This is a genomic window from Streptomyces sp. A3M-1-3 (assembly GCF_024213665.1).
GTDB lineage: Bacteria > Actinomycetota > Actinomycetes > Streptomycetales > Streptomycetaceae > Streptomyces.
The window spans coordinates 113076-131837 of the sequence record NZ_JANAVP010000009.1; the positions used below are offsets into that span (position 1 = coordinate 113076).

20 protein-coding genes are annotated in these 18762 nt (G+C 70.9%); 10 read left to right on the top strand and 10 right to left on the bottom strand.

Going from position 1 to position 18762, the window contains the following annotated elements; genetic code table 11:
• Both NLX86_RS12745 and NLX86_RS12750 read left to right on the top strand, forming a co-directional pair.
• A complete protein-coding gene (locus NLX86_RS12745; protein WP_254371765.1) occupies positions 1 to 1278 on the top strand; it encodes a thymidine phosphorylase in 1278 nt (425 codons plus the stop codon).
• Positions 1279 to 1355: 77 nt separating this feature from the next.
• Complete coding sequence (locus tag NLX86_RS12750) at positions 1356 to 1718, top strand: STAS domain-containing protein (RefSeq protein WP_254371766.1); 363 nt, start codon at positions 1356 to 1358, stop codon at positions 1716 to 1718.
• On the opposite strand, the gene NLX86_RS12755 is transcribed toward NLX86_RS12750, so the two are convergent.
• The 3 genes from NLX86_RS12755 to NLX86_RS12765 form a co-directional block, all read right to left on the bottom strand.
• A complete protein-coding gene (locus NLX86_RS12755) occupies positions 1614 to 2609 on the bottom strand; it encodes a sigma-70 family RNA polymerase sigma factor (protein WP_254371767.1) in 996 nt (331 codons plus the stop codon). The two genes, NLX86_RS12750 and NLX86_RS12755, sit on opposite strands and share 105 nt — an antisense overlap.
• A gap of 96 nt (positions 2610 to 2705) precedes the next feature.
• A complete protein-coding gene (locus NLX86_RS12760; protein WP_254371768.1) occupies positions 2706 to 3401 on the bottom strand; it encodes a L,D-transpeptidase family protein in 696 nt (231 codons plus the stop codon).
• Positions 3402 to 3511: 110 nt separating this feature from the next.
• Positions 3512 to 4792, bottom strand: a complete 1281-nt coding sequence (locus tag NLX86_RS12765) for an MFS transporter (RefSeq protein WP_254371769.1) — start codon at positions 4790 to 4792, stop codon at positions 3512 to 3514.
• Positions 4793 to 4854: 62 nt separating this feature from the next.
• Between NLX86_RS12765 and NLX86_RS12770 the strand changes: the two genes are divergently transcribed.
• Complete coding sequence (locus NLX86_RS12770; RefSeq protein WP_254371770.1) at positions 4855 to 5808, top strand: LysR family transcriptional regulator; 954 nt, start codon at positions 4855 to 4857, stop codon at positions 5806 to 5808.
• Between the two features lie 37 nt (positions 5809 to 5845).
• Here NLX86_RS12770 and NLX86_RS12775 read toward each other — a convergent pair whose 3' ends face one another.
• The gene (locus NLX86_RS12775) at positions 5846 to 6610 is read right to left on the bottom strand and encodes a dienelactone hydrolase family protein (RefSeq protein WP_254371771.1); all 765 of its coding nucleotides are present in this window, start codon (positions 6608 to 6610) and stop codon (positions 5846 to 5848) included.
• Positions 6611 to 6712: 102 nt separating this feature from the next.
• On the opposite strand from NLX86_RS12775, the gene NLX86_RS12780 reads away from it, so the two are divergent.
• From NLX86_RS12780 to NLX86_RS12790, 3 genes are all read left to right on the top strand, one after another.
• Positions 6713 to 7867, top strand: coding sequence for an adenosine deaminase (locus NLX86_RS12780; RefSeq protein WP_254371772.1), 1155 nt, complete (start codon positions 6713 to 6715; stop codon positions 7865 to 7867).
• A 123-nt stretch (positions 7868 to 7990) separates the two neighbouring features.
• Positions 7991 to 8236 (top strand): hypothetical protein, encoded by a 246-nt coding sequence (locus NLX86_RS12785; RefSeq protein ID WP_254371773.1) that lies wholly within the window; start codon positions 7991 to 7993, stop codon positions 8234 to 8236.
• 255 nt (positions 8237 to 8491) lie between these two features.
• A complete protein-coding gene (locus tag NLX86_RS12790) occupies positions 8492 to 8788 on the top strand; it encodes a hypothetical protein (RefSeq protein WP_254371774.1) in 297 nt (98 codons plus the stop codon).
• Between the two features lie 12 nt (positions 8789 to 8800).
• Here the strand turns inward: NLX86_RS12790 and NLX86_RS12795 are convergent, their stop codons facing one another.
• On the bottom strand, positions 8801 to 9013 hold the full coding sequence (locus tag NLX86_RS12795; RefSeq protein ID WP_254371775.1) for a PspC domain-containing protein: 213 nt from the start codon (positions 9011 to 9013) through the stop codon (positions 8801 to 8803).
• 90 nt (positions 9014 to 9103) lie between these two features.
• Positions 9104 to 9658 carry a VanZ family protein gene (locus tag NLX86_RS12800; protein ID WP_302061278.1) on the bottom strand — a complete coding sequence of 185 codons (555 nt, stop codon included), beginning with the start codon at positions 9656 to 9658 and terminating at the stop codon, positions 9104 to 9106.
• Positions 9659 to 9744: 86 nt separating this feature from the next.
• Here NLX86_RS12800 and NLX86_RS12805 point away from each other — a divergent pair, with 86 nt between their 5' ends.
• The gene (locus NLX86_RS12805; RefSeq protein WP_254371777.1) at positions 9745 to 10059 is read left to right on the top strand and encodes a hypothetical protein; all 315 of its coding nucleotides are present in this window, start codon (positions 9745 to 9747) and stop codon (positions 10057 to 10059) included.
• Between the two features lie 19 nt (positions 10060 to 10078).
• On the opposite strand, the gene NLX86_RS12810 is transcribed toward NLX86_RS12805, so the two are convergent.
• A complete protein-coding gene (locus tag NLX86_RS12810; protein WP_254371778.1) occupies positions 10079 to 11470 on the bottom strand; it encodes a sporulation protein in 1392 nt (463 codons plus the stop codon).
• Between the two features lie 299 nt (positions 11471 to 11769).
• Here NLX86_RS12810 and NLX86_RS12815 point away from each other — a divergent pair, with 299 nt between their 5' ends.
• The 3 genes from NLX86_RS12815 to NLX86_RS12825 all read left to right on the top strand — a co-directional run bounded on the left by NLX86_RS12815 (position 11770) and on the right by NLX86_RS12825 (position 15393).
• Positions 11770 to 13536 (top strand): asparagine synthetase B, encoded by a 1767-nt coding sequence (locus tag NLX86_RS12815; RefSeq protein ID WP_254371779.1) that lies wholly within the window; start codon positions 11770 to 11772, stop codon positions 13534 to 13536.
• 28 nt (positions 13537 to 13564) lie between these two features.
• Positions 13565 to 14002 carry an NUDIX domain-containing protein gene (locus tag NLX86_RS12820; protein ID WP_254371780.1) on the top strand — a complete coding sequence of 146 codons (438 nt, stop codon included), beginning with the start codon at positions 13565 to 13567 and terminating at the stop codon, positions 14000 to 14002.
• Positions 14003 to 14073: 71 nt separating this feature from the next.
• Positions 14074 to 15393: a UDP-glucose/GDP-mannose dehydrogenase family protein gene (locus tag NLX86_RS12825; protein WP_308409587.1), complete on the top strand. Its 1320-nt coding sequence runs from the start codon at positions 14074 to 14076 to the stop codon at positions 15391 to 15393.
• Positions 15394 to 15672: 279 nt separating this feature from the next.
• On the opposite strand, the gene NLX86_RS12830 is transcribed toward NLX86_RS12825, so the two are convergent.
• The 3 genes from NLX86_RS12830 to afsQ1 form a co-directional block, all read right to left on the bottom strand.
• Positions 15673 to 16287, bottom strand: a complete 615-nt coding sequence (locus NLX86_RS12830) for a hypothetical protein (protein ID WP_254371781.1) — start codon at positions 16285 to 16287, stop codon at positions 15673 to 15675.
• The gene (locus NLX86_RS12835; RefSeq protein WP_254371782.1) at positions 16284 to 17771 is read right to left on the bottom strand and encodes a HAMP domain-containing sensor histidine kinase; all 1488 of its coding nucleotides are present in this window, start codon (positions 17769 to 17771) and stop codon (positions 16284 to 16286) included. Before NLX86_RS12835 ends, NLX86_RS12830 begins: the two co-directional genes overlap by 4 nt.
• Before the next feature lie 112 nt (positions 17772 to 17883).
• Positions 17884 to 18561, bottom strand: a complete 678-nt coding sequence (gene afsQ1 / locus NLX86_RS12840) for a two-component system response regulator AfsQ1 (protein ID WP_254371783.1) — start codon at positions 18559 to 18561, stop codon at positions 17884 to 17886.
• Positions 18562 to 18762: the final 201 nt, after the last annotated feature.

Consider the following 18762-nt stretch of genomic DNA (forward strand, 5'->3'; position numbering starts at 1 on the left):
ATGGACGTCATCTCCGTCATCCGCACCAAGCGGGACCGCGGCGAGCTGAGCCCCGAGCAGATCGACTGGGTCGTCGACGCGTACACACGCGGCGAGGTCGCCGACGAGCAGATGTCGGCGCTGGCGATGGCGATCCTGCTCAACGGCATGAACCGCGTCGAGATCGCCCGCTGGACCGCCGCGATGATCAACTCCGGTGAGCGGATGAACTTCTCGGCCCTCTCCCGCCCCACCGCCGACAAGCACTCCACCGGCGGCGTCGGCGACAAGATCACCCTCCCGCTGGCGCCGCTGGTCGCCGCCTGCGGCGCCGCGGTACCGCAGCTGAGCGGCCGCGGCCTCGGCCACACCGGCGGCACGCTCGACAAGCTGGAGTCCATCCCCGGCTGGCGCGCGCTGCTCTCCAACGCCGAGATGCTCGACGTACTGGAGTCCACCGGCGCGGTCATCTGCGCGGCGGGCGACGGGCTGGCTCCCGCCGACAAGAAGCTCTACGCGCTGCGCGACGTCACCGGCACCGTCGAGGCCATCCCGCTGATCGCCTCGTCCATCATGTCCAAGAAGATCGCCGAGGGGACCGGCTCGCTCGTCCTGGACGTCAAGGTCGGCACCGGCGCCTTCATGAAGAACATCGAGGACGCCCGCGAACTCGCCGCCACCATGGTCGGCCTCGGCACCGACCACGGGGTGAAGACGGTCGCGCTGCTCACCGACATGTCCACGCCGCTCGGCCTCACCGCCGGCAACGCCCTCGAAGTACGCGAGTCCGTCGAGGTGCTGGCGGGCGGCGGCCCCGCCGACGTCGTCGAGCTGACCCTCGCGCTCGCCCGCGAAATGCTGGACGCGGCCGGCCTGAAGGACGCCGACCCCGCCAAGGCGCTGGCCGACGGCTCCGCCATGGACGTCTGGCGCCGGATGATCGCCGCCCAGGGCGGCGACCCGGACGCGGCCCTGCCGGTCGCCCGCGAGCAGCACGTCGTCCACGCCTCGTCCACCGGCGTGCTCACCACCCTGGACGCGTACGCCGTCGGCGTGGCGGCCTGGCGGCTCGGCGCGGGCCGGGCCCGCAAGGAGGACCGGGTGCAGGCGGGTGCGGGCATCGAGCTGCACGTCAAGCCCGGTGCCACCGTCACAGCCGGCCAGCGCCTGATGACCCTGCACACGGACACCCCGGAGAAGTTCGAGTACGCCCTCGAAGCTCTGGACGGCGGTGTGCTGGTAGCCCCCGAGGGCACGGCCTTCACGCCGAACCCGGTCCTGCTGGAGCGCGTCTCCTGACGCTTCCTGCGCACGCCCTCCGGGCGGGACTCGTCACAGTGCGATGAGTTCCGCCCGCCCCGCGGGTCTCCCCTCATGTGGATCCCACCCGACGAGGATTCCTCGTCATCACCGGCCCGGTGACCCGCGCCGATGTGCCGCACCTGTGCGCCCAGCTCCTGGCCCTGCTCGACGACACCGGCGGCCGCGGCGCCAGGGTGGTGGACTGCGACGTCGGGGCGCTCACCGCGCCCGACCTCGCCGCCGTCGATGTCCTGGCCAGGCTGCAGCTCACCGCCCGTCGGGCGGGGTGCCGGATCAGGCTCCGGCACCCCAGCGGGCGGCTGCGGGCGCTGCTAGCCCTGGTCGGGCTGGGCGTCGAGGTGCTCGGGGAGGCCGAAGAGCGGGAACCACCGCTCGGTGTCCAGGAAGGCGTTGAGCCCGACGATCTTCCCCCCTGAGATCTCGATGACCTGGAGCGCCCACGGGTCGTGGCCGTCGCCCGACTCGCTGACCCGGTACTGGCCGAAGGCCGGCAGGCCGTTCGCCACGGTCGCAACGAGCCGGGAGCCCTTGCAGCCGATGCCCTGATTGAGGTGCCAGGCACGGATGTCGGCCGGGCCGCGCAGCCACAGCTCGAACGGCGGCATGGACAGCGTGGCGTCCTCGTGCAGCAGTGCGGCGAGCTGGTCCATGTCGTACCCCTCGAAGGCGGCGACATAGCGCGCCAGCAGCTTCTGCTGGTCCTCGTCGAGGGGGTCGGCGGTGTCGCTCTCGCGGATCTCGTTCGCCGCGAGGGTGGCGCGGGCCCGCTGCAGTGCGCTGTTCACCGAGGCGACCGAGGTGTCGAGCAGCTCGGCGACCTCGTTCGCCTTCCAGGCCAGCACCTCGCGCAGGATCAGCACCGCACGCTGCTTCGACGGCAGATGCTGAAGCGCGGCGACGAAGGCGAGCCGGACCGACTCCTTCGCCACGGCCAGGTCGGCCGGGTCGGCGGTGGCCGGTAGCACCCGGCCGTCCGGCACCGGCTCCAGCCAGGTGACCTCGGGCAGGCTGTTGAACACGGCCGTGGCCTGCGCCTGCGGGGCCGACAGATCCATCGGACGGGCCCGGCGGTTCCCGGCGTTCAGCATGTCCAGACAGACATTGGTCGCGATGCGGTAGAGCCACGACCGCAGCGAGGAGCGGCCCTCGAAGCGGTCGTAACTCCGCCAGGCGCGGACGAGCGTGTCCTGGACGGCGTCCTCCGCCTCGAAGGCGGAGCCCAGCATCCGGTAGCAGTAGCCCGTCAGCTCGACCCGGTGCTTCTCCAGACTGGAGTCGAGGTCCGGTTTCGTTGCGAGATCACTCATGGAGGTCCACCCCTGTAACCCATTGGCACCAGCGATTCGGAACCTACACGAGGGCTCTGACAACGGCAGCCGGAACAGGCTTCAGCCTCTACAGCCTCACGTACCGGGCTTGCGTCCGTACACGAAGACGTCGTCGCCGTTCTTCAGCAGGTTCCAGTACGCCTTCGCGTCGGCCGGCCGCATGTTCACGCAGCCACCCGAGCCGGGCGGGTTCCACATGCTCTTGTTCGTGGCGTGGAAGGCCTGCCCGCCGTCGAAGAACTGCGAGTGCGGCATCCACACCTTGTAGATCGTCGACCAGTGGTTGAGGCTGCGGTAGTAGATCTTCTTCGCGCCGGTCCGGGTCTCGGTGCCGTTCTTCCCGGTCCGTACCGGCACCGGCCCGTACTTCAGGGTCTTGCCGTCCTGGATCCAGCTCAGCTGCCGGGTCAGGTCGACGCAGGCGATGCGGCCCTTGTTCACCGGGCAGGTGCCGGCCTTGTTGGGGTTGGTGCCCGCCGCCCGCTGGGCGAGCATCGTGCTCATCGTGCGCCAGGTCACGGGACCCGCGTAGCCGATGGTGGGCGTGATCCCGTGGGTGGCCTGGAAGGAACGTATCGCCTTGCAGTCAGCGGCCGACTGCTTGCCGTCCACCGGCCGGCCCAGGAACTTCTCGACCTGCTGCTGGTGCGGCCCGGTGCTGGTGGTGCACGTCGCGGCCTGGGCCGGCGTGCTGCTGATGGCCACCGTCACCGGCACGACCAGTGCGGCGATCCCGGCCGCCACTGTCCCTCTCCTGCGCATATGTCCCATTTCGCCCCGTCCCTCCCGCGCATGCATGACGTCCTGCGAGCTAGACATACGAAACGCAGGTGGAGTTGCACGGAAAGCCAGGGCAATTTCCCGGGATTCGTGGTATTTGATCAGCGCTGCGCGGCGGCAAGCACCAGCCGGCGCTCCGCCCGCGCGGACCGCGTGCCGTACAGGGTGATCGAGACCACGCCCAGGACGGCCAGCAGGCCGAGCAGCACCGTGGCCTCCCAGCCGCCCGCATGGAAGGCGACCGCGCCGAGCGTGCCACCCGCGCTGGAGCCCAGGTAGTACGCGGACTGGTAGAGGGCGGAGGCCTGGGCGCGGCCGGTCTTGGCCGTACGGCTGACGGACGACGAGGCGACCGCGTGCCCCGCGAAGAAGCCCGCGGTGATCAGCACCAGGCCCAGCAGTACGGCCGCCAGCGCGTCGGCGAGCGAGAGCAGCAGGCCGGCCGCGGTGGTGGTGACCGCGAGGTACAGCGCGCCCCGGCGGCCGGTGCGGGCGACGAGCTTGCCGGCCGCGGCCGACGAGACAGTACCGACCAGGTAGACCAGGAAGATCGAGCCCACGATGCCCTGCGGCAGCGAGAACGGCTCCTCCACGAGCCGGTAGCCGATCACCGTGTACACCGCGCCGAACACGGTCATGAACAGCGCGCCGATCGCGTACAGCCGGCACAGCAGCGGGTCGGCCAGGTGACCGCGCACCGTCCGGGCCAGCGTGCGCGGGCTCAGCGAACCCGGCGTGAAGTGCCGGGCCCTCGGCAGCAGCAGCCGGAAGACCACCGCGCACAGCACGGCCAGCAGTCCCACCGCCGCCAGCGCCGCGCGCCAGCCCCATGCCTGGGCCACCCAGCCGGTCAGCACCCGGCCGCTCATCCCGCCGATGCTGTTGCCCGCCACAAACAGGCCGATCGCGGCGACCAGCGCCTTGGGCCGTACCTCCTCCGCCAGGTACGCCATCGCGGACGCCGGCAGTCCGGCGAGCGCCGCGCCCTGCACGGCGCGCAGCGCCACCAGCCAGCCGAGGTCCGGCGCGAAGGGCACCAGCAGGCCGACCACGACCGCCACCGTCAGGGACACCGTCATCATCCGGGCCCGCCCGAACCGCTCGGACAGCGCGCTCAGCGGCAGGACACACAGCGCCAGCGCGCCCGTCGCCGCGGACACGGTCCAGCTCGCCTGGCCGGCCGTCACCGCGAAGTCGGCGGAGACGGCGGGCAGCAGGGCCTGAGTGGAGTAGAGGAGGACGAAGGTCGCGACCCCGGCGGCGAAGAGCGCGAAGCTCATCCGGCGGTAGCCGGTGATGCCCGGGGCGAGTCGCGGTGAGTCGGTGGACGGTGAGCCGGAGGCACTCACGGTGGTGAGTGCCCCGGTACTGGCAGGAGGCATACGTCGAAGGTAGGCTGCGCGGTTTTATGCGTCCAATGCATGGAACGGCGATAATCGTTCCCATGGTGCATGATCACAGCTCACAGGCGCGCGTGTCACTGAGTAGTTACGAAGAAGACATTGTCGCGGTCCTCGCGCCACGCCTCGCGTACTTCGCCGGCGTCGCCCGTCACGAGCACGTCACCCGCGCCGCGCAGGAGATGTCCGTACCGCAGTCGACGCTCTCCCGGGCGATGGTCAGGCTCGAACAGGACCTGGGCGTCGACCTGTTCGCCCGGCACGGCCGCACGGTCTCGCTGACCCCCGCCGGCCGTACGTTCCTGAAGTCCGTACAGCGGGCGCTCGCCGAGGTGGAGCGAGCCGCCGAGACCGTACGCGCCGACGCCGACCCGGCGGCCGGCAAGGTCGCCTTCGGCTTCCTGCACACCATGGGCTCCGAGACCGTCCCGGGCCTGATCCGCGCCTTCCGCGTCGACCATCCCAGGGTCCGTTTCCAGCTCGTACAGAACTACGGCGAGGCGATGATCGAGCGCCTCCGGGCCGGGGACCTCGACCTCTGCCTGACCTCACCCGTCCCGGACGCGCCCGACCTCGTGGCCCGCCGCCTCGACGAACAGCGGCTGCGGCTGGTCGTACCCGACGACCACCGGCTCGCGACACGCAAGCGCGTCCGGCTGGCGGAGGCCGCCGAGGAGACGTTCGTGACCCTGGAGCCGGGCTACGGCCTGCGCCGCATCACCGACGACCTGTGCGCCGAGGCCGGCTTCAAGCCGCGGGTCGCGTTCGAGGGCGAGGAGGCGGAGACCCTGCGCGGCCTGGTGGCGGCCGGCCTGGGCGTGGCGCTGCTGCCTCCGCCCGCGGTGGCCCGCCCGGGAGTGGTCGAGCTGACGGTGACGGCCCCACGGGCGGTACGGGAGATCGGCGTCGCCTGGCTGGACGGCCACCCGGACACCGCCCCCGTGGCGGCCTTCAAGCGCTTCCTGCTCTCGCGCCGGGGCCATCTGCTCCCGGAGTGACCGGCGTACGCGGTGACCGCCGTGCGGCATACGTCTCTCAGCCCCGCAGAGAGCGGCCGAACCCGCCGGCCAGCGGCATCCGCAGGCCGAGCGGCGGCGGCGCGGCCAGCGCGTCCGCGACGGGCCGCGAGTACGAGCGGGAGTACACCGCGCCGAGCACGAAGTCGGCAGCCAGCGCCAGGACTTCGGCGCGGTGCTGGTACAGGCTGTGGCCGTCGGAGTGGACCTCGAAGCGGCAGATGTCCCGGCCGGCCTTCTTGGCGCGCTCGGCCAGCCGGTAGGAGAGTTCGGGGTCGGTACGGGCGTCGTTCGTCCCGTGCACGATCAGCACCTGGCGGTCCGAGAGCTGCTTCACCGGTTCGGGCGAGGCGGCGACATCGTCCTCCGGCAGCCAAGGGGCCAGTGCCAGCGCCGAGTTGACGGCCGGGTGGCCGGCGGCGTGCAGCGCGGCCCGGCCGCCCATGTCGTATCCGGCGAGGCAGACGGGCACGTCCCCGTACCGCCGTACGACCTCGTCGGCCGCCCACTCCGCGTCCCGGGCGAGCTGCGCCCCGGGCCCGTTCCAGCCGCGCGAGCGGTAGCGGACGACGTGCGCGACGAGCCCCTCGGAGCGGCCCGCGCGGGCCAGGGCGCGTGCCAGCGGGCGTACGTAGGCGTGGGAGAGGGGGGAAGGGCGACGGCTCGACTCGGGCTCGCCCCCGGGGAGCAGCAGGGCCACCCCGGTGACGGTGGAACCGGTGCCGGCCGCGCTGATGGCCCGCCCCAGGCGGGCCCCGCGCGCCGACGGCGCAAGCAGTGCCATGACAGAACAGTCTCAGAAGCGCAGGTGTACTCCACCCGTCCGCAGGGTCACTGTTACGTATCGACAAGAGCGCTCTACGCGCGTAGGCGGTAGAGTGCCGAGATGACGAGCGAGACCCCGAACCTCCCCACCGCGGACCAGATCCGCCGTTCCCCCAAGGTGCTGCTGCACGACCACCTCGACGGCGGGCTGCGCCCCGGCACGATCATCGAGCTGGCCCGCGAGACGGGCTACGAAGGACTCCCCGAGACCGACGCCGACAAGCTCGGCATCTGGTTCCGCGAAGCCGCCGACTCCGGATCGCTGGAGCGCTACCTGGAGACCTTCGCGCACACCTGCGCCGTCATGCAGACCCGCGACGCGCTCGTCCGGGTCGCGGCCGAGTGCGCCGAGGACCTCGCCGAGGACGGCGTCGTCTACGCAGAGGTGCGGTACGCCCCCGAGCAGCACCTGGAAGCCGGCCTGACCCTCGAAGAGGTCGTCGAGGCCGTCAACGAGGGCTTCCGTGAAGGCGAGCGCCGGGCGAAGGCGAACGGCCACCGCATCCGCGTCGGCGCCCTCCTCACCGCGATGCGGCACGCCGCCCGCGCGCTGGAGATCGCCGAACTCGCCAACCGCTACCGCGACAACGGTGTGGTCGGCTTCGACATCGCGGGCGCCGAGGCGGGCTTCCCGCCCACCCGGCACCTCGACGCGTTCGAGTACCTCAAGCGCGAGAACAACCACTTCACCATCCACGCGGGCGAGGCCTTCGGCCTGCCGTCGATCTGGCAGGCGCTGCAGTGGTGCGGCGCCGACCGCCTCGGCCACGGCGTGAAGATCATCGACGACATCGAGGTCGCCGCCGACGGCAGCGTCAAGCTCGGCCGCCTCGCCTCGTACGTACGGGACAAGCGCATCCCCCTGGAGATGTGCCCCAGCTCCAACCTCCAGACGGGCGCCGCGGCCTCGTACGCCGAGCACCCGATCGGCCTGCTGCGCAGGCTGCACTTCCGGACCACCGTGAACACCGACAACCGGCTGATGAGCGGCACCAGCATGAGCCGCGAATTCGAGCACCTGGTCGGGGCTTTCGGCTACACGCTCGACGACATGCAGTGGTTCACCGTCAATGCGATGAAGTCCGCGTTCATTCCTTTTGACGAACGACTCGCGATGATCAATGACGTGATCAAGCCCGGCTATGCCGAGCTGAAGTCCGAATGGCTGTTCAGGCAGACCGCTTCGACCAGCGGTTCTGTCGCCGCTCAGGGCTGAGCCTTACGCAATATGAGCGGCCGGGAACGTCAATTCCCGGCCGCTTTCCCGTTTTGCGGGCGGTGCTCGGGGCTGGCTACGTTTCGGAGCCGCTCAAATTCCCCGTCGCAAGGACGAGATTCGATGAAGCAGTCAGCCGCCAAGACCCTCGGTGTCGCCGCTCTCGGCGTCGCCTTCGCCGCAGCCGCCGCCGGTACCGCCTCCGCCGCCCCGGCGCTCCCGGACGCCACCGGCCTCCTGGGCGGCGTCACCTCGACGCTGCCCATGCAGACCGCCAACCTGCCCACCGACGACGCCCTCGGCGGGGGCACCGACCCCCTCAAGAGTCTGCTGGGCGGGGTGCCGGTGGCCGGTGGCCTGACCGGCTGAGCGGTTCCGCGTTCGTACGCGGGTTCCGTACGCGGGTTTCGCACGCAAATGCGGTGGGGCGTGCACCTCGACGAGGTGTGCGCCCTGCTGTGTCGTGTGCCAGGATCGCCGCTCAAGCAGGGGCAGACACACGGGCTGTGAGGCTCTCCAACGAGAGCAAGGCGCCGTCGGCACCCGACGGCCAGCCCCGGGCGGACAAGGACGGCCGGCCCCGGGCGGACAAGAAGGACTGCCAGCCAGCCGCTCGCCGACATCATGGGCGACAAGCCGGACCCGGCCGCGCGCGAGACCGTCAACCGGGGCCTCGGCTCCCAGAAGCAGCTCGGCCTCGCCATCTCCGCCTCGCTCAGCGCGTACGGCGAGGCCGGTGCGAGGAAGCTCATCGCCGGCCTCAAGTCGGCGGTGGCGGCGTGCGGTTCGGGATTCACCGCCACCGTGCAGAAGCGGACCGGTACGTACACGGCCGCCAAGGCCAGGGACTTGGACGTCGCGGGCGACGAGTCGGTCAGCTACACCCTCTCGGCCTCCGCCTACGCCAAGACCCTCGGCTGAGCCTGCGCCCGGTTACCACGCCGCCTTGGTGGCGGTCTTCCCGGTCCTCTCGGACGGCAGCAGCGCCCACAGCGCGAGGTAGACGAGGAACTGCGGTCCCGGCAGCAGGCACGAGACCAGGAAGATCACGCGCATCGTGGTCGCGGAGGTGCCGAAGCGCCTGGCCAGCGCTGCGCACACGCCGCCGATCATGCGTCCGTCGCGGGGGCGAACAAGAGCGGTCATGGTGGGCTCCTTACGCGAGCTTCGCGGGAGCCGCTCGGTGTGCTCCCGATGCCTCCATCCTGGCGGTCGCGAAGCGGGCAAAGCGTCGCTCTACGGGGCGATCCCGACCCTGGGAATCGTCGGGGTCGCCCCCTGAGGTGAGTCCCCCCGGGGGACGGCGGCCGAGGGGTGCCGCTGCTGCCTGCGGCGGAGCCTGGCCCGCATCGCCGGTACGACGGCCAGGTGGGCCAGGGCCACTCCGGCGGTGTTCAGCAGCAGCGAGTCCACGTCGACGACCTGCCCCGGCACCCCGGTCTGCAGCAGTTCGATGCCGAGCGAGATCAGGGCACCGGCCGCGACGGTACGGGCCAGCGAAGCCAGCGGCGAGACGGTGAGCCTCCCCCCGGCCAGCGGAAGCAGCACCCCGAGCGGGGCGAGCAGCAGCAGCCCCTCACCGATGCGACGCGCGGCCTCCAGCGGCCCGTAGGCGAGGTCGGCCTTGATCCCGGCGAGCGGAGTCAGATTCGCCGCGGTCATCCACGGCACGTCCAGCGGGCGCAGCGTGAGCCACCCGACCATCACCAGATGCGCGGAGAGGAGTACGACCCCCGCCGCGCGGAAGCGGATGACGGCACTGCCGCCCGAAGCACGCTGCACGCCCCCCAAGACGCACCGACCGGCGGGATCGGTTCCGCCTGGCGCGCCCCGGGGCCGGTGTTATCTGTAGGAGGTGCTCTACGCACTGCAACAGCATGACCTGCGGCATCAGAAGATGGAGCTGTCGGCGATCCGTCCGATCGTCAAGCGGCTGGCGGGGACGGAGTGCCGGACTGTCCTCGAGCACGACAAGTCTGCGGACGGACCTGGAACTTGCCAGGCAGCAGATCACCGCGCTGCGGGCCGAACGGGACCAGCTGAAGGCCGCTCTGCAGCGGCACCTGGGCCAGCAGCTCGACCAGATCGCGGCCGCCGACCTCGTAGCACGGGTGAACGAGCTCACCCGTCAGCACGAGGAACTGACCACCGACGGGGACACACTGCGGCAGGAGAAAGCGACCGGCAGATGAGTCCTGATCCTCGAAACCGTCAGGCGGCGACGCCGAGTTCCTTCCTGGTCCGCTGGACGAACTCGCGGACGGCCGGCTCACGCCACCAGGGGGCGAGGGCGGCGTTGAATTCGCGGACGTAGTCCAGGGCCCGGCTTGACTGGACGCGGGTGAGGATGCCGACGGAGCGGTGGCCCAGTTCCAGGCCGTGGTCGAGGTCGCGGTCCTGAAGGTGGGCGGTTCCGACGATGGCGAGCCGCATGCCGACGGAGCGGGTGAACACTCCGGGCGGCATGGCAGCGGCCTGCTGGTTCCAGGCGAAGGCGGCCTTGGGATTCTTCAGGTCCCGGAAGACCTCGGCGGCATCGGCCGACAGGCGGGCGTGGTGATAGAAGTCGATCCAAGCGGGTTCAGATCCGATGCCGGCGTCCGCCTGGCCCAGGAGGTCCTCGGAGGCGGCCAGAGCCCGTGAGGCCGCCCTGGGATCGTTCTCACGCGCATGGGCTCGGGCCTCGATGAGCTTGGTGAACGCCAGCACCCTCGGGGCGGCATGGCCCTTGGCCCGTTCGAAGGCGCCCTGGGCCATGTCGATCGCTTCGCTGGCGAACCCTCGCAGCAGCGACTGCATCGCCATGGTGGTGAGCACATAGCAGCCCAGCTGGATGTCCCCACCCGCGCGGGCCAGGCGGAGGGCCTGGATGAAGTGCCGCTGGGCGGCTTCGTGCTCGCCGACGTCGAACGCGGTCCAACCTGCCAGCCGGGAGAGCTCAGCGGTCACGGAGAACAGCTCCCGGCCGACCTCGTCGGTGAAGGAGCCTTGCAGCATCAGGGCGGCGCGTTCTTGCAGACAAGTGGTGACGGAGTTGGCCTTCCAGTTCCCGCCGCCATACTTCGAGTCCCAGCGTCGGGCGTCATCTGCGGCATCCCGCAGTTCGTCGAGGTCCGCCCGGCCGACCTGTTTCCCACCACGGTGGTGGGCGGTGTCGTCGGCGGGTGTGACCAGCCACCGGGTGACGGGGATGGTGAAGGCGGACACGGCGAAGCCGGATCCGGTGAGGAAGTCGCGGCGGTTCACGGAGCTCCAGAACGAAGTGGCAGCGCGGACTGCGTCGGCGGGATCTCGCGGGAAATCCAACCCCATGTTCGTGTCCGGTGTCTCCGCCTCGCCCATACCGATCTCCGCGAGGCTGACCGGACGACCGAGCCGTTCGGCGAGGGCCTGCGTGATCAGCTTCGGCACCGGCCACTTCGGAGTCATGCCGCGGCGGCACCAGTTCGCGACGGAGGTATGCGAGTAGTCCGTCTCCAGGCCGGCTGCCTGGGCGAGCTGGTTGACACGCAGAGCCAGGGACTTGTGGCTTGCGCCAGAGGCTTCGATGAGCCGGGCCAGGTCCATGTTGGGCGGACGAGTCCGGCGGGCGGTCGACGCCACGACCTTCTCCCTTGACCGGGTACTGGAGCGTTACGCACACGAACCCGTGTTTGAGCACGGAGTCGTACGTGACTGAGCACGAAGAGCCGTACGCAACACGTGTGTTGGGTCACCGAGGGTATTGCCTGGCGGGCCCGCAGTGAACCGCGTCTGTGAGTTGTGAGCCCCCTTGCGAGCCCTCCCCCGGCTTCCCCCGGCCCGCTGAGATGAGAGCCCAGGCCGCCGCCGGGACGGACAGGGATTCCTCCCGGCGGCTGCCGCCGCCAAGGCACCACCACTCACACTCGGGGGTGAACCAGATGTGCGGAATCGCAGGACTGGCCGGAGGCGACGCCATCCGGCACCAGACCACAGTCCAGGCCATGGGGCTGTCCCAGCACTACCGCGGCCCGGACGGCACCATGCACGCCGCCGCCTCGGACGGTCGGGCAGTGCTGGCCATGAACACGCTGCTGATCGTCGACCCGCAGGCCCATCCCGGGCCCTACCTCGACCGCGAGAGCGGGATCCTGCTGGCCTTCAACGGCGAGATCTACAACTTCCGCCAGCAAGCCGCCGCCTGGGGCATCCGGCTCGCGGCCCGGGAGTCGGACGCCCACTTCCTGCTGCGGGCCTGGGCCAAACTCGGCCCGGCCTGCCTGGACGGGCTGGACGGCATGTTCGCCCTCGCCGTCTATGACCCACAGGCCGGCCGACTGTTCCTCGCGCGGGACCGGCTCGGCGAGAAGCCCCTTTACTGGCGCCTCGACGGCGGCCGGCTCGCGTTCGCCTCCGAGGTCACCACCCTGACCGGCTACGGGACGGCCCCGCTGGTCCTGCGGCCGGAGGTCGTGGCAATCGAGACCCCGGTCGGCGTCGACACCCCGTTCCAGGGCATCCAGCTGCTGGCCCCCGCCACACTGCTGGCCTTTGACGTCGCCAGCGGATCACTCGACCAGCAGACCTGGTGGCGGCTGGAAGACCGCCAGCCTTTCGAAGGCGACTACACGGCCGCGCTCGCGAAGTACTCCGTCGTGCTCGCCGAGCAGATCCCGCTGCGGGCCCCGGCCTGTGACTTCGCGCTGCTGCTGTCGGGCGGGCTGGACTCCTCGGTGCTGGCCTACCTGATGCGGCCGCCGGTCTGCGTCACCGTCCGCTACCGCGGGCAGGACCGGCTCGACGAATCCAAGATCGCCGCCCGGATCGCGAAAGACATCGGCGCCGAGCTCGTGGTGGTCGAGCCGGACCACGTCGACTTCACCACCGTCCTACCGCACATGATGTCCGCCCTGGACTACCCGATGGGCAACGCGTCGACATTCTCCGAGCACATGGCCTACCGGAAGGTCTCCGACCTGGGCCTGAAGGTCGTGATCGGAGGGCTGGGACCGGACGAATTCCTGATGGGCTACGTCCGCCAGGCCCTCGTCCTGTTCGGTCCGGACACCGTGCTGGACGCGGGCTTGGAGGCATACCGGCCCCTGGCCGCGAAGCTGATGCACACCGCCGGCGAACCGCTCGATCCCGCCGAGGCCGTCACCCGGCTCGTTCTTCGCGGCCCGGACCCCGAAGGGCGGATCCAAGAGCTGGTCGCCGACGCGATGAGCCGGGCCGGCGGGGACCTCGCCCGCGCTCTCACCCTCGCCGACCTGGCGACCGCATGGCGTCCGCTGGTGATGACCAGCGACAAGCTCGCCTCCGCCTACGCGTTAGAGCGCCGGTCGCCTTACCTCGCACGCGAGTTGGTGGAGCTGTCCTACCGCCTCCCGGCCGAGCACAAGATCACCGACCCCGCCGAGGGGAAGCGGATCCTGCGGGACGCCGCGAAGGCCCTGGGCCTGCCCAGGGAGGTTTGGGCCAGCCGGGACAAGCTCGGCTTCGCCAGCCCCGTCCCCGCCTGGCTCAACGGCCCGCTCGCCACCTGGACGGACGCCCAGATCAACACCGCGCTGACCGACGCGCCGCCCGCCTGGCGGCCGCTGCTGGAGAACGGGCTGAAGCCCGGCGGCCGGTTCGACCGCACCAGGATGCAGGCCCTGATGGCAGCCGCCTGGTTTTCGGACCAGACGGTGAGGGCCGCGGCATGACGATTCCGTCCGTCACTACCGTGTCGGCATGCACTCCGACACCACCGCCACCGAGGAGTCGGCCACCGCCCGCGGAGCGGTCGCCATCATCGCCAACCGCCGCGGCGAACTCCTGATGCACCTGCGCGACGACCTGCCGAACATCGCCTGCCCCGCCCACTGGAGCCTGCTGGGCGGCGGCACCGACGACGGCGAGACCTCCGCCGAGGCGATCCTCCGCGAGCTGGACGAGGAAGCCGGACTTGCCGTCGACCACGTCGAAGAGCTCTTCGACATCCGTGACGTTCGCGGCTCCGGGCAGTTGATCACCTTCTTCGCCGCCACCTGGGATGGCGACGAGGCCACCCTGCCCCTCGCGGAGGGCGTCAAGCTCCAGTTCTTCGCCCCCGAGCACCTCTGCATCCTCACGATCCCGCCGTTCATCCGGGACGGGATCCACCGCTATCTGGCCGCCCGGCCCACCTGACCACCCGCCCTTCAGGGCGAGGGGAGGGTGGGGCCGCCGACGGCGGCCCCACCCGAAGGGAAGACCCGCTCGTGAAGCTCACCGTCATCGGCTGCGGCTACCTCGGCGCCACCCACGCCGCCTGCATGGCCGAACTCGGCCACGAAGTCCTCGGCATGGAAGCCGACATGGACAAAGTCGCCACCCTCAACTCCGGCAAGGCCCCGTTCTTCGAACGCGACCTTGATGAGCTGCTGGCCAAGCACACCGCGTCGGGCCGGCTGAAGTTCACTGCCTCCTACGCGGAGGCCGCCGCCTTCGGCGAACTGCACTTCATCGGAGTCGGCACCCCGCAGCGGCCCGGAGAGCACGCCTACGACCTCACCCAGCTGTTCACTGCCGTCCGGCAGCTCGCACCCCGCCTCACCAACCCGGCTGTGATCGCGGTCAAGTGCACCGTTCCGGTCGGCACCGCACCCCGCGTCGCTGAACTCCTGCGTGACTTCGCCCCCGCCGGCGACGCGATTGAGGTCACCTGGAACCCGGAGTTCCTGCGCGAGTCGTTCGCAGTCGAGGACACCCTCCGCCCCGACCGGCTCGTCCTCGGCTTCAACACCGAGCACTCCTGGGCCGAGGCCCTCCTGCGGCAGTGCTTCGCGAAGATCATCGAGGCCGGAACGCCGACGATCGTCACCGACTGGGCCACCGCCGAGCTCGTGAAGTCGTCTGCGAACGCCTTCCTGGCCACGAAGATCTCGTTCATCAACGCGATGGCCGAGGTCTGCGAGATTGCCGGCGCCGACGTCTTCCAGCTCGCCGACGCCCTGGGGCACGACGTCCGCATCGGGCGGCGCGGGATGCGGCCCGGCCTCGGCTTCGGCGGCGGCTGCCTGCCCAAGGACATCCGCGGCTTCATGGCGCGGGCCGGCGAGCTCGGCGCTGACCAGGCCCTGACCTTCCTCCGCGAGGTCGACGCAATCAACAACCGCCGCCGCGGCCGGATGATCGACCTCGCCCGCGAACAGCTGGACGGCGATTTCATGGGCAAGCGGATCACCGTCTGGGGCGCCGCCTTCAAGCCCGAGACCGACGACATCCGTGACTCGCCCGCCCTCGCCGTCGCCCAGAAGATCCACGAACTCGGCGCCACGGTCACCGTCACCGACCCCAAGGCCCTCGACAATGCCCGCAAGGCACACCCCGAACTCGACTACGTCGACGACCCGATCGCCGCAGCCGAGGACGCCGACCTGCTGCTGCACCTGACGGAGTGGTCCCAGTTCAGCCACGTTGACCCGCACCGGCTGGCCCAGCGGGTCGCCAGCCCGAAGGTCATCGACGGCCGCGGCACCCTCAACCCCGACCGCTGGCGCGAAGCCGGATGGGCCTACCGAGCTCTTGGCCGCCCCTGATCGTCCCGGGCAAGCAGGTCCCGGCAGCCCCGCTCCAGAGGCAGCCGGGACCTTCGCCGTTCAGCCTCGCCGACGCACTCCTGACGCGGTGAGCGTGATCAACGACAGTCGCGTCCATGGACGCAGGACTTGCAGGGCTTCTCGGCGGTGTCATCGGCGCCGCCGTCGGCGGATAGTCCTCGTGATGTGCGCCGCGTCTGGCGGACGGAGTCCGCCGCAGCGGGTGGCGCGCGGCGGAGCGGCAGGGGCGGGTTCGCGGCGTGGGGCTGGCGGGTGGGGTCAGGAGGGGGTGGGGCGGACTACTTCGCCCAGGGTTGGGACCGCCTCCGGGCGGGCGCGGAGGGATTCCGTGCACTCCCACTCCCGTGGCGGGTCCTCGTCCGGGCCGCCCAGCACCACCGGTCCGTCCGCGGCGATCGCCTCGCTGCCCGCCAGGGTGCACACGATCTGCGCCAGGGCCAGCGGCGGCAGGTCCTCGGGGCGGCGGCTGAGCCGCAGCGTCTCCTTCGGGTCGCCGGGCCGGCGGCCCGCGGCTACCGTCAGCGTCTCCGGTACCTCCGTCGAGAACCCCGCATCCCGCTCCGCCGATGACGGCACCCGCTCCAGCTCGCCGAGGAGCTCCTGCGCGACCGTCGCCGACGTACTGCCGGGCTTGTTCTCCGCGAGCGGTACCACCCGCTTCACCGCCACCAGCTGTGATCCGCAGACCAGCTGCACTTCCACCCGGACACCGTCCGAGGGCTGCGCCCCGCCGTCCTCCGGCGGGCTGTCGCAGGACACCCGCGAGGGAGCGGGCCCGGCGTCGACGGGTACCGACGTGGCCCGGATCCCGCAGCCGGTGATCCCGCTGCCGACCAGCAGCAGAAGGCACGCCAGCCCCAGCCGTGTCCTCATCGCACACCGCCTTCCCCGGTCAGACCCGACGCGTCCATCGGCAGCCGCAGGACGAACACCGCGCCGCCCTCCGGCGAGTTCGCCGCTGTGATGTCGCCCCCGTGGATGTGCGCGTTCTCCATCGCGATCGACAGGCCGAGCCCGCTGCCCTCGGACCGCGGCCGCGACGCGCTCGCCTTGTAGAAGCGGTCGAACACGTGCGGCAGGACGTCCTCCGGGATACCCGGACCGTGGTCCTGCACCTCGATGACCAGCTCCGCGTCCACCGTCCGTACCGACACCCGGACCGGCGAGCCGCCGTGCTTGAGCGCGTTGCCGATCAGGTTCGCCAGGATCACGTCGAGCCGGCGCGGATCGAGCCGCGCCACGATCCCGCGCTCCGCGTCCAGTTCGACCGCGTCCAGCCACGCGCGCGCGTCGATGCAGGCGGTCACCTGGTCGGCGACGTCGACGTCGTCGAGGACCAGCCGGGCCGTACCCGCGTCAAAGCGGGTGACCTCCATCAGGTTCTCCACCAGGTCGTTCAGCCGACGGGTCTCGCTCACCACCAGAGTCACCGCGGGGGCGATCATCGGGTCGAGGTCCTCGACCTCCTCCTCCAGCACCTCCGCCACGGCGGTGAGCGCGGTGAGCGGAGTGCGCAGCTCGTGCGACATGTCGGCGACGAAGCGGCGGCTGGACTCCTCCCGCGCGCTCATGTCCGCGACCTTCTTCTCCAGCGCTTCCGCGGTCCGGTTGAACGTACGGGAGAGATCGGCGAGTTCGTCCGTCCCGGACACGTGCAGCCGGGTGTCCAGCTTCCCCTCCCCGAGCCGCCGGGCCGCGTCACCGAGCCGCTGCACCGGCTTCAGTACGGTCGTGGCGGCGGCCTGCGCCAGCAGCGCCGAACCCAGCAGCGCGAGCGCGGTGGCGATCCCGAGGGACCAGGCGAGCGAGTTGAGGTCGTCGCGCTCCTGGGCCAGGGACTTGAGCATGTAGCCGGTCGGCCCGCCGCCGATGATCCGCGTCCCGCCGACCAGGTACGGGTTGCCCTTCGGCTTCGTCCGCTGCCAGTACACGTGGTACTCGACATCATTGGCCGCGGTGACCTTCTGCCGGTCGTTCACCGCTTCCTGAAGGGACGTCGGCACGTTCTCCAGGGTGAACGAATCCAGGTCGGAGGAGCCGATCACGGTCCGCCCGCCGGCCTGCTCGTCCACCAGCAGCACGCTGTAGCCGGGGCTGCTGTTCGCCATCAGCTCGGCGGTCCGCTTGAGCTCCTCCGGCGTCGGATCCTGCGGCAGCGCGGCGGCGCGGTTCTGCATCTCCTGCTTGAAGTCGCCCAGCGCGGCGTCCTGGGTACGGGTCAGGACCGCTTCGCGGTTGAGCCAGTACGCGATCCCGGACGCGGAGACCGCGGCGGTGAGCGCCACGAGGGCGAAGACGACGACGAGACGGAGCCGCAGGCTGGTCCAGCGCAGACCGGCGTGTATCGCTTTCTTCACACCATCTTCCCGTTCGCCCCGCCGCGGCAGCTGCTGGTGTCACGGTCGCCCGCGCGGCGCAGAGGTGCGGCCATCGCTGCTGTCTGCAGCCCGGCGGCCGCGCGTGCGTCGCTCACGATGGCGAGTCCAGCCGGTACCCCACGCCACGCACCGTACGGATCAGCGTCGGGGACGACGGAATGTCCTCGACCTTCGCCCGCAGCCGCTGGACGCACGCGTCCACCAGACGTGAGTCGCCCAGGTAGTCGTGCTCCCACACCAGCCGGAGCAACTGCTGCCGCGACAGCGCCTGTCCGGGCCTGCGGCTGAGCTCCAGCAGCAGCCGCAGCTCGGTCGGCGTGAGTTGCAGGTCCTCGCCGTTCTTGGTGACGGTCATCGCCGAGCGGTCGATCACGAGGGAACCGAAGCTGGCCGAGTCACTGGCCTCGCGCTCACCGCGCCTGAGCACGGCACGGATCCTGGCGTCGAGGACTCGTCCCTGTACCGGCTTGACCACGTAGTCGTCCGCGCCGGACTCAAGTCCGACCACCACGTCGATGTCGTCGTTGCGCGCGGTCAGCAGGATGATCGGCAGCTGGTCCGTGCGCCTGATGCGCCGGCACACCTCGAAACCGTCGATCCCGGGCAGCATCACATCCAGCACGATCAGGTCCGGCCGCTGCTCGCGCAGCAGCTTCAGGCCGTCCTCGCCCGTCGCCGCGGTGGCCACACGGTGGCCCTGGCGGGACAGGGAGAGTTCGAGGGCCGTGCGGATGGCGTCGTCGTCCTCGATCAGCAACAGGAAAGGCACGGAGGTCATTCTGTCCCATGGGGGCGGGGGAGTTCGACAAGTCGGACCGCTCCCCTCGCTCCGTACCCGGAGCAGAACGGCCCGTGACGACCACCGGGCGCCTCGCCCGTCGCGCCGGAGCCCCTGTGACGCGCCTGTGACAGTCGGCGGACAGCGCCATGAAACTGCCCGGGCAAGCTTTTTGGCACACGGACCGAAGCA

Excerpts from the sequence above, each read along its gene's own strand:
- NLX86_RS12815 (WP_254371779.1), top strand. The coding sequence starts at position 11,770 with ATGTGCGGAATCGCAGGACTGGCCGGAGGCGACGCCATCCGGCACCAG.
- NLX86_RS12785 (WP_254371773.1), top strand. The coding sequence starts at position 7,991 with ATGAAGCAGTCAGCCGCCAAGACCCTCGGTGTCGCCGCTCTCGGCGTC.
- NLX86_RS12755 (WP_254371767.1), bottom strand. The coding sequence starts at position 2,609 with ATGAGTGATCTCGCAACGAAACCGGACCTCGACTCCAGTCTGGAGAAG.
- NLX86_RS12830 (WP_254371781.1), bottom strand. The coding sequence starts at position 16,287 with ATGAGGACACGGCTGGGGCTGGCGTGCCTTCTGCTGCTGGTCGGCAGC.
- NLX86_RS12805 (WP_254371777.1), top strand. The coding sequence starts at position 9,745 with ATGACCTGCGGCATCAGAAGATGGAGCTGTCGGCGATCCGTCCGATCG.
- NLX86_RS12765 (WP_254371769.1), bottom strand. The coding sequence starts at position 4,792 with ATGCCTCCTGCCAGTACCGGGGCACTCACCACCGTGAGTGCCTCCGGC.
- NLX86_RS12775 (WP_254371771.1), bottom strand. The coding sequence starts at position 6,610 with ATGGCACTGCTTGCGCCGTCGGCGCGCGGGGCCCGCCTGGGGCGGGCC.
- NLX86_RS12745 (WP_254371765.1), top strand. The coding sequence starts at position 1 with ATGGACGTCATCTCCGTCATCCGCACCAAGCGGGACCGCGGCGAGCTG.
- NLX86_RS12770 (WP_254371770.1), top strand. The coding sequence starts at position 4,855 with ATGGTGCATGATCACAGCTCACAGGCGCGCGTGTCACTGAGTAGTTAC.
- NLX86_RS12795 (WP_254371775.1), bottom strand. The coding sequence starts at position 9,013 with ATGACCGCTCTTGTTCGCCCCCGCGACGGACGCATGATCGGCGGCGTG.
- NLX86_RS12780 (WP_254371772.1), top strand. The coding sequence starts at position 6,713 with ATGACGAGCGAGACCCCGAACCTCCCCACCGCGGACCAGATCCGCCGT.
- NLX86_RS12820 (WP_254371780.1), top strand. The coding sequence starts at position 13,565 with ATGCACTCCGACACCACCGCCACCGAGGAGTCGGCCACCGCCCGCGGA.
- NLX86_RS12790 (WP_254371774.1), top strand. The coding sequence starts at position 8,492 with ATGGGCGACAAGCCGGACCCGGCCGCGCGCGAGACCGTCAACCGGGGC.
- NLX86_RS12760 (WP_254371768.1), bottom strand. The coding sequence starts at position 3,401 with ATGGGACATATGCGCAGGAGAGGGACAGTGGCGGCCGGGATCGCCGCA.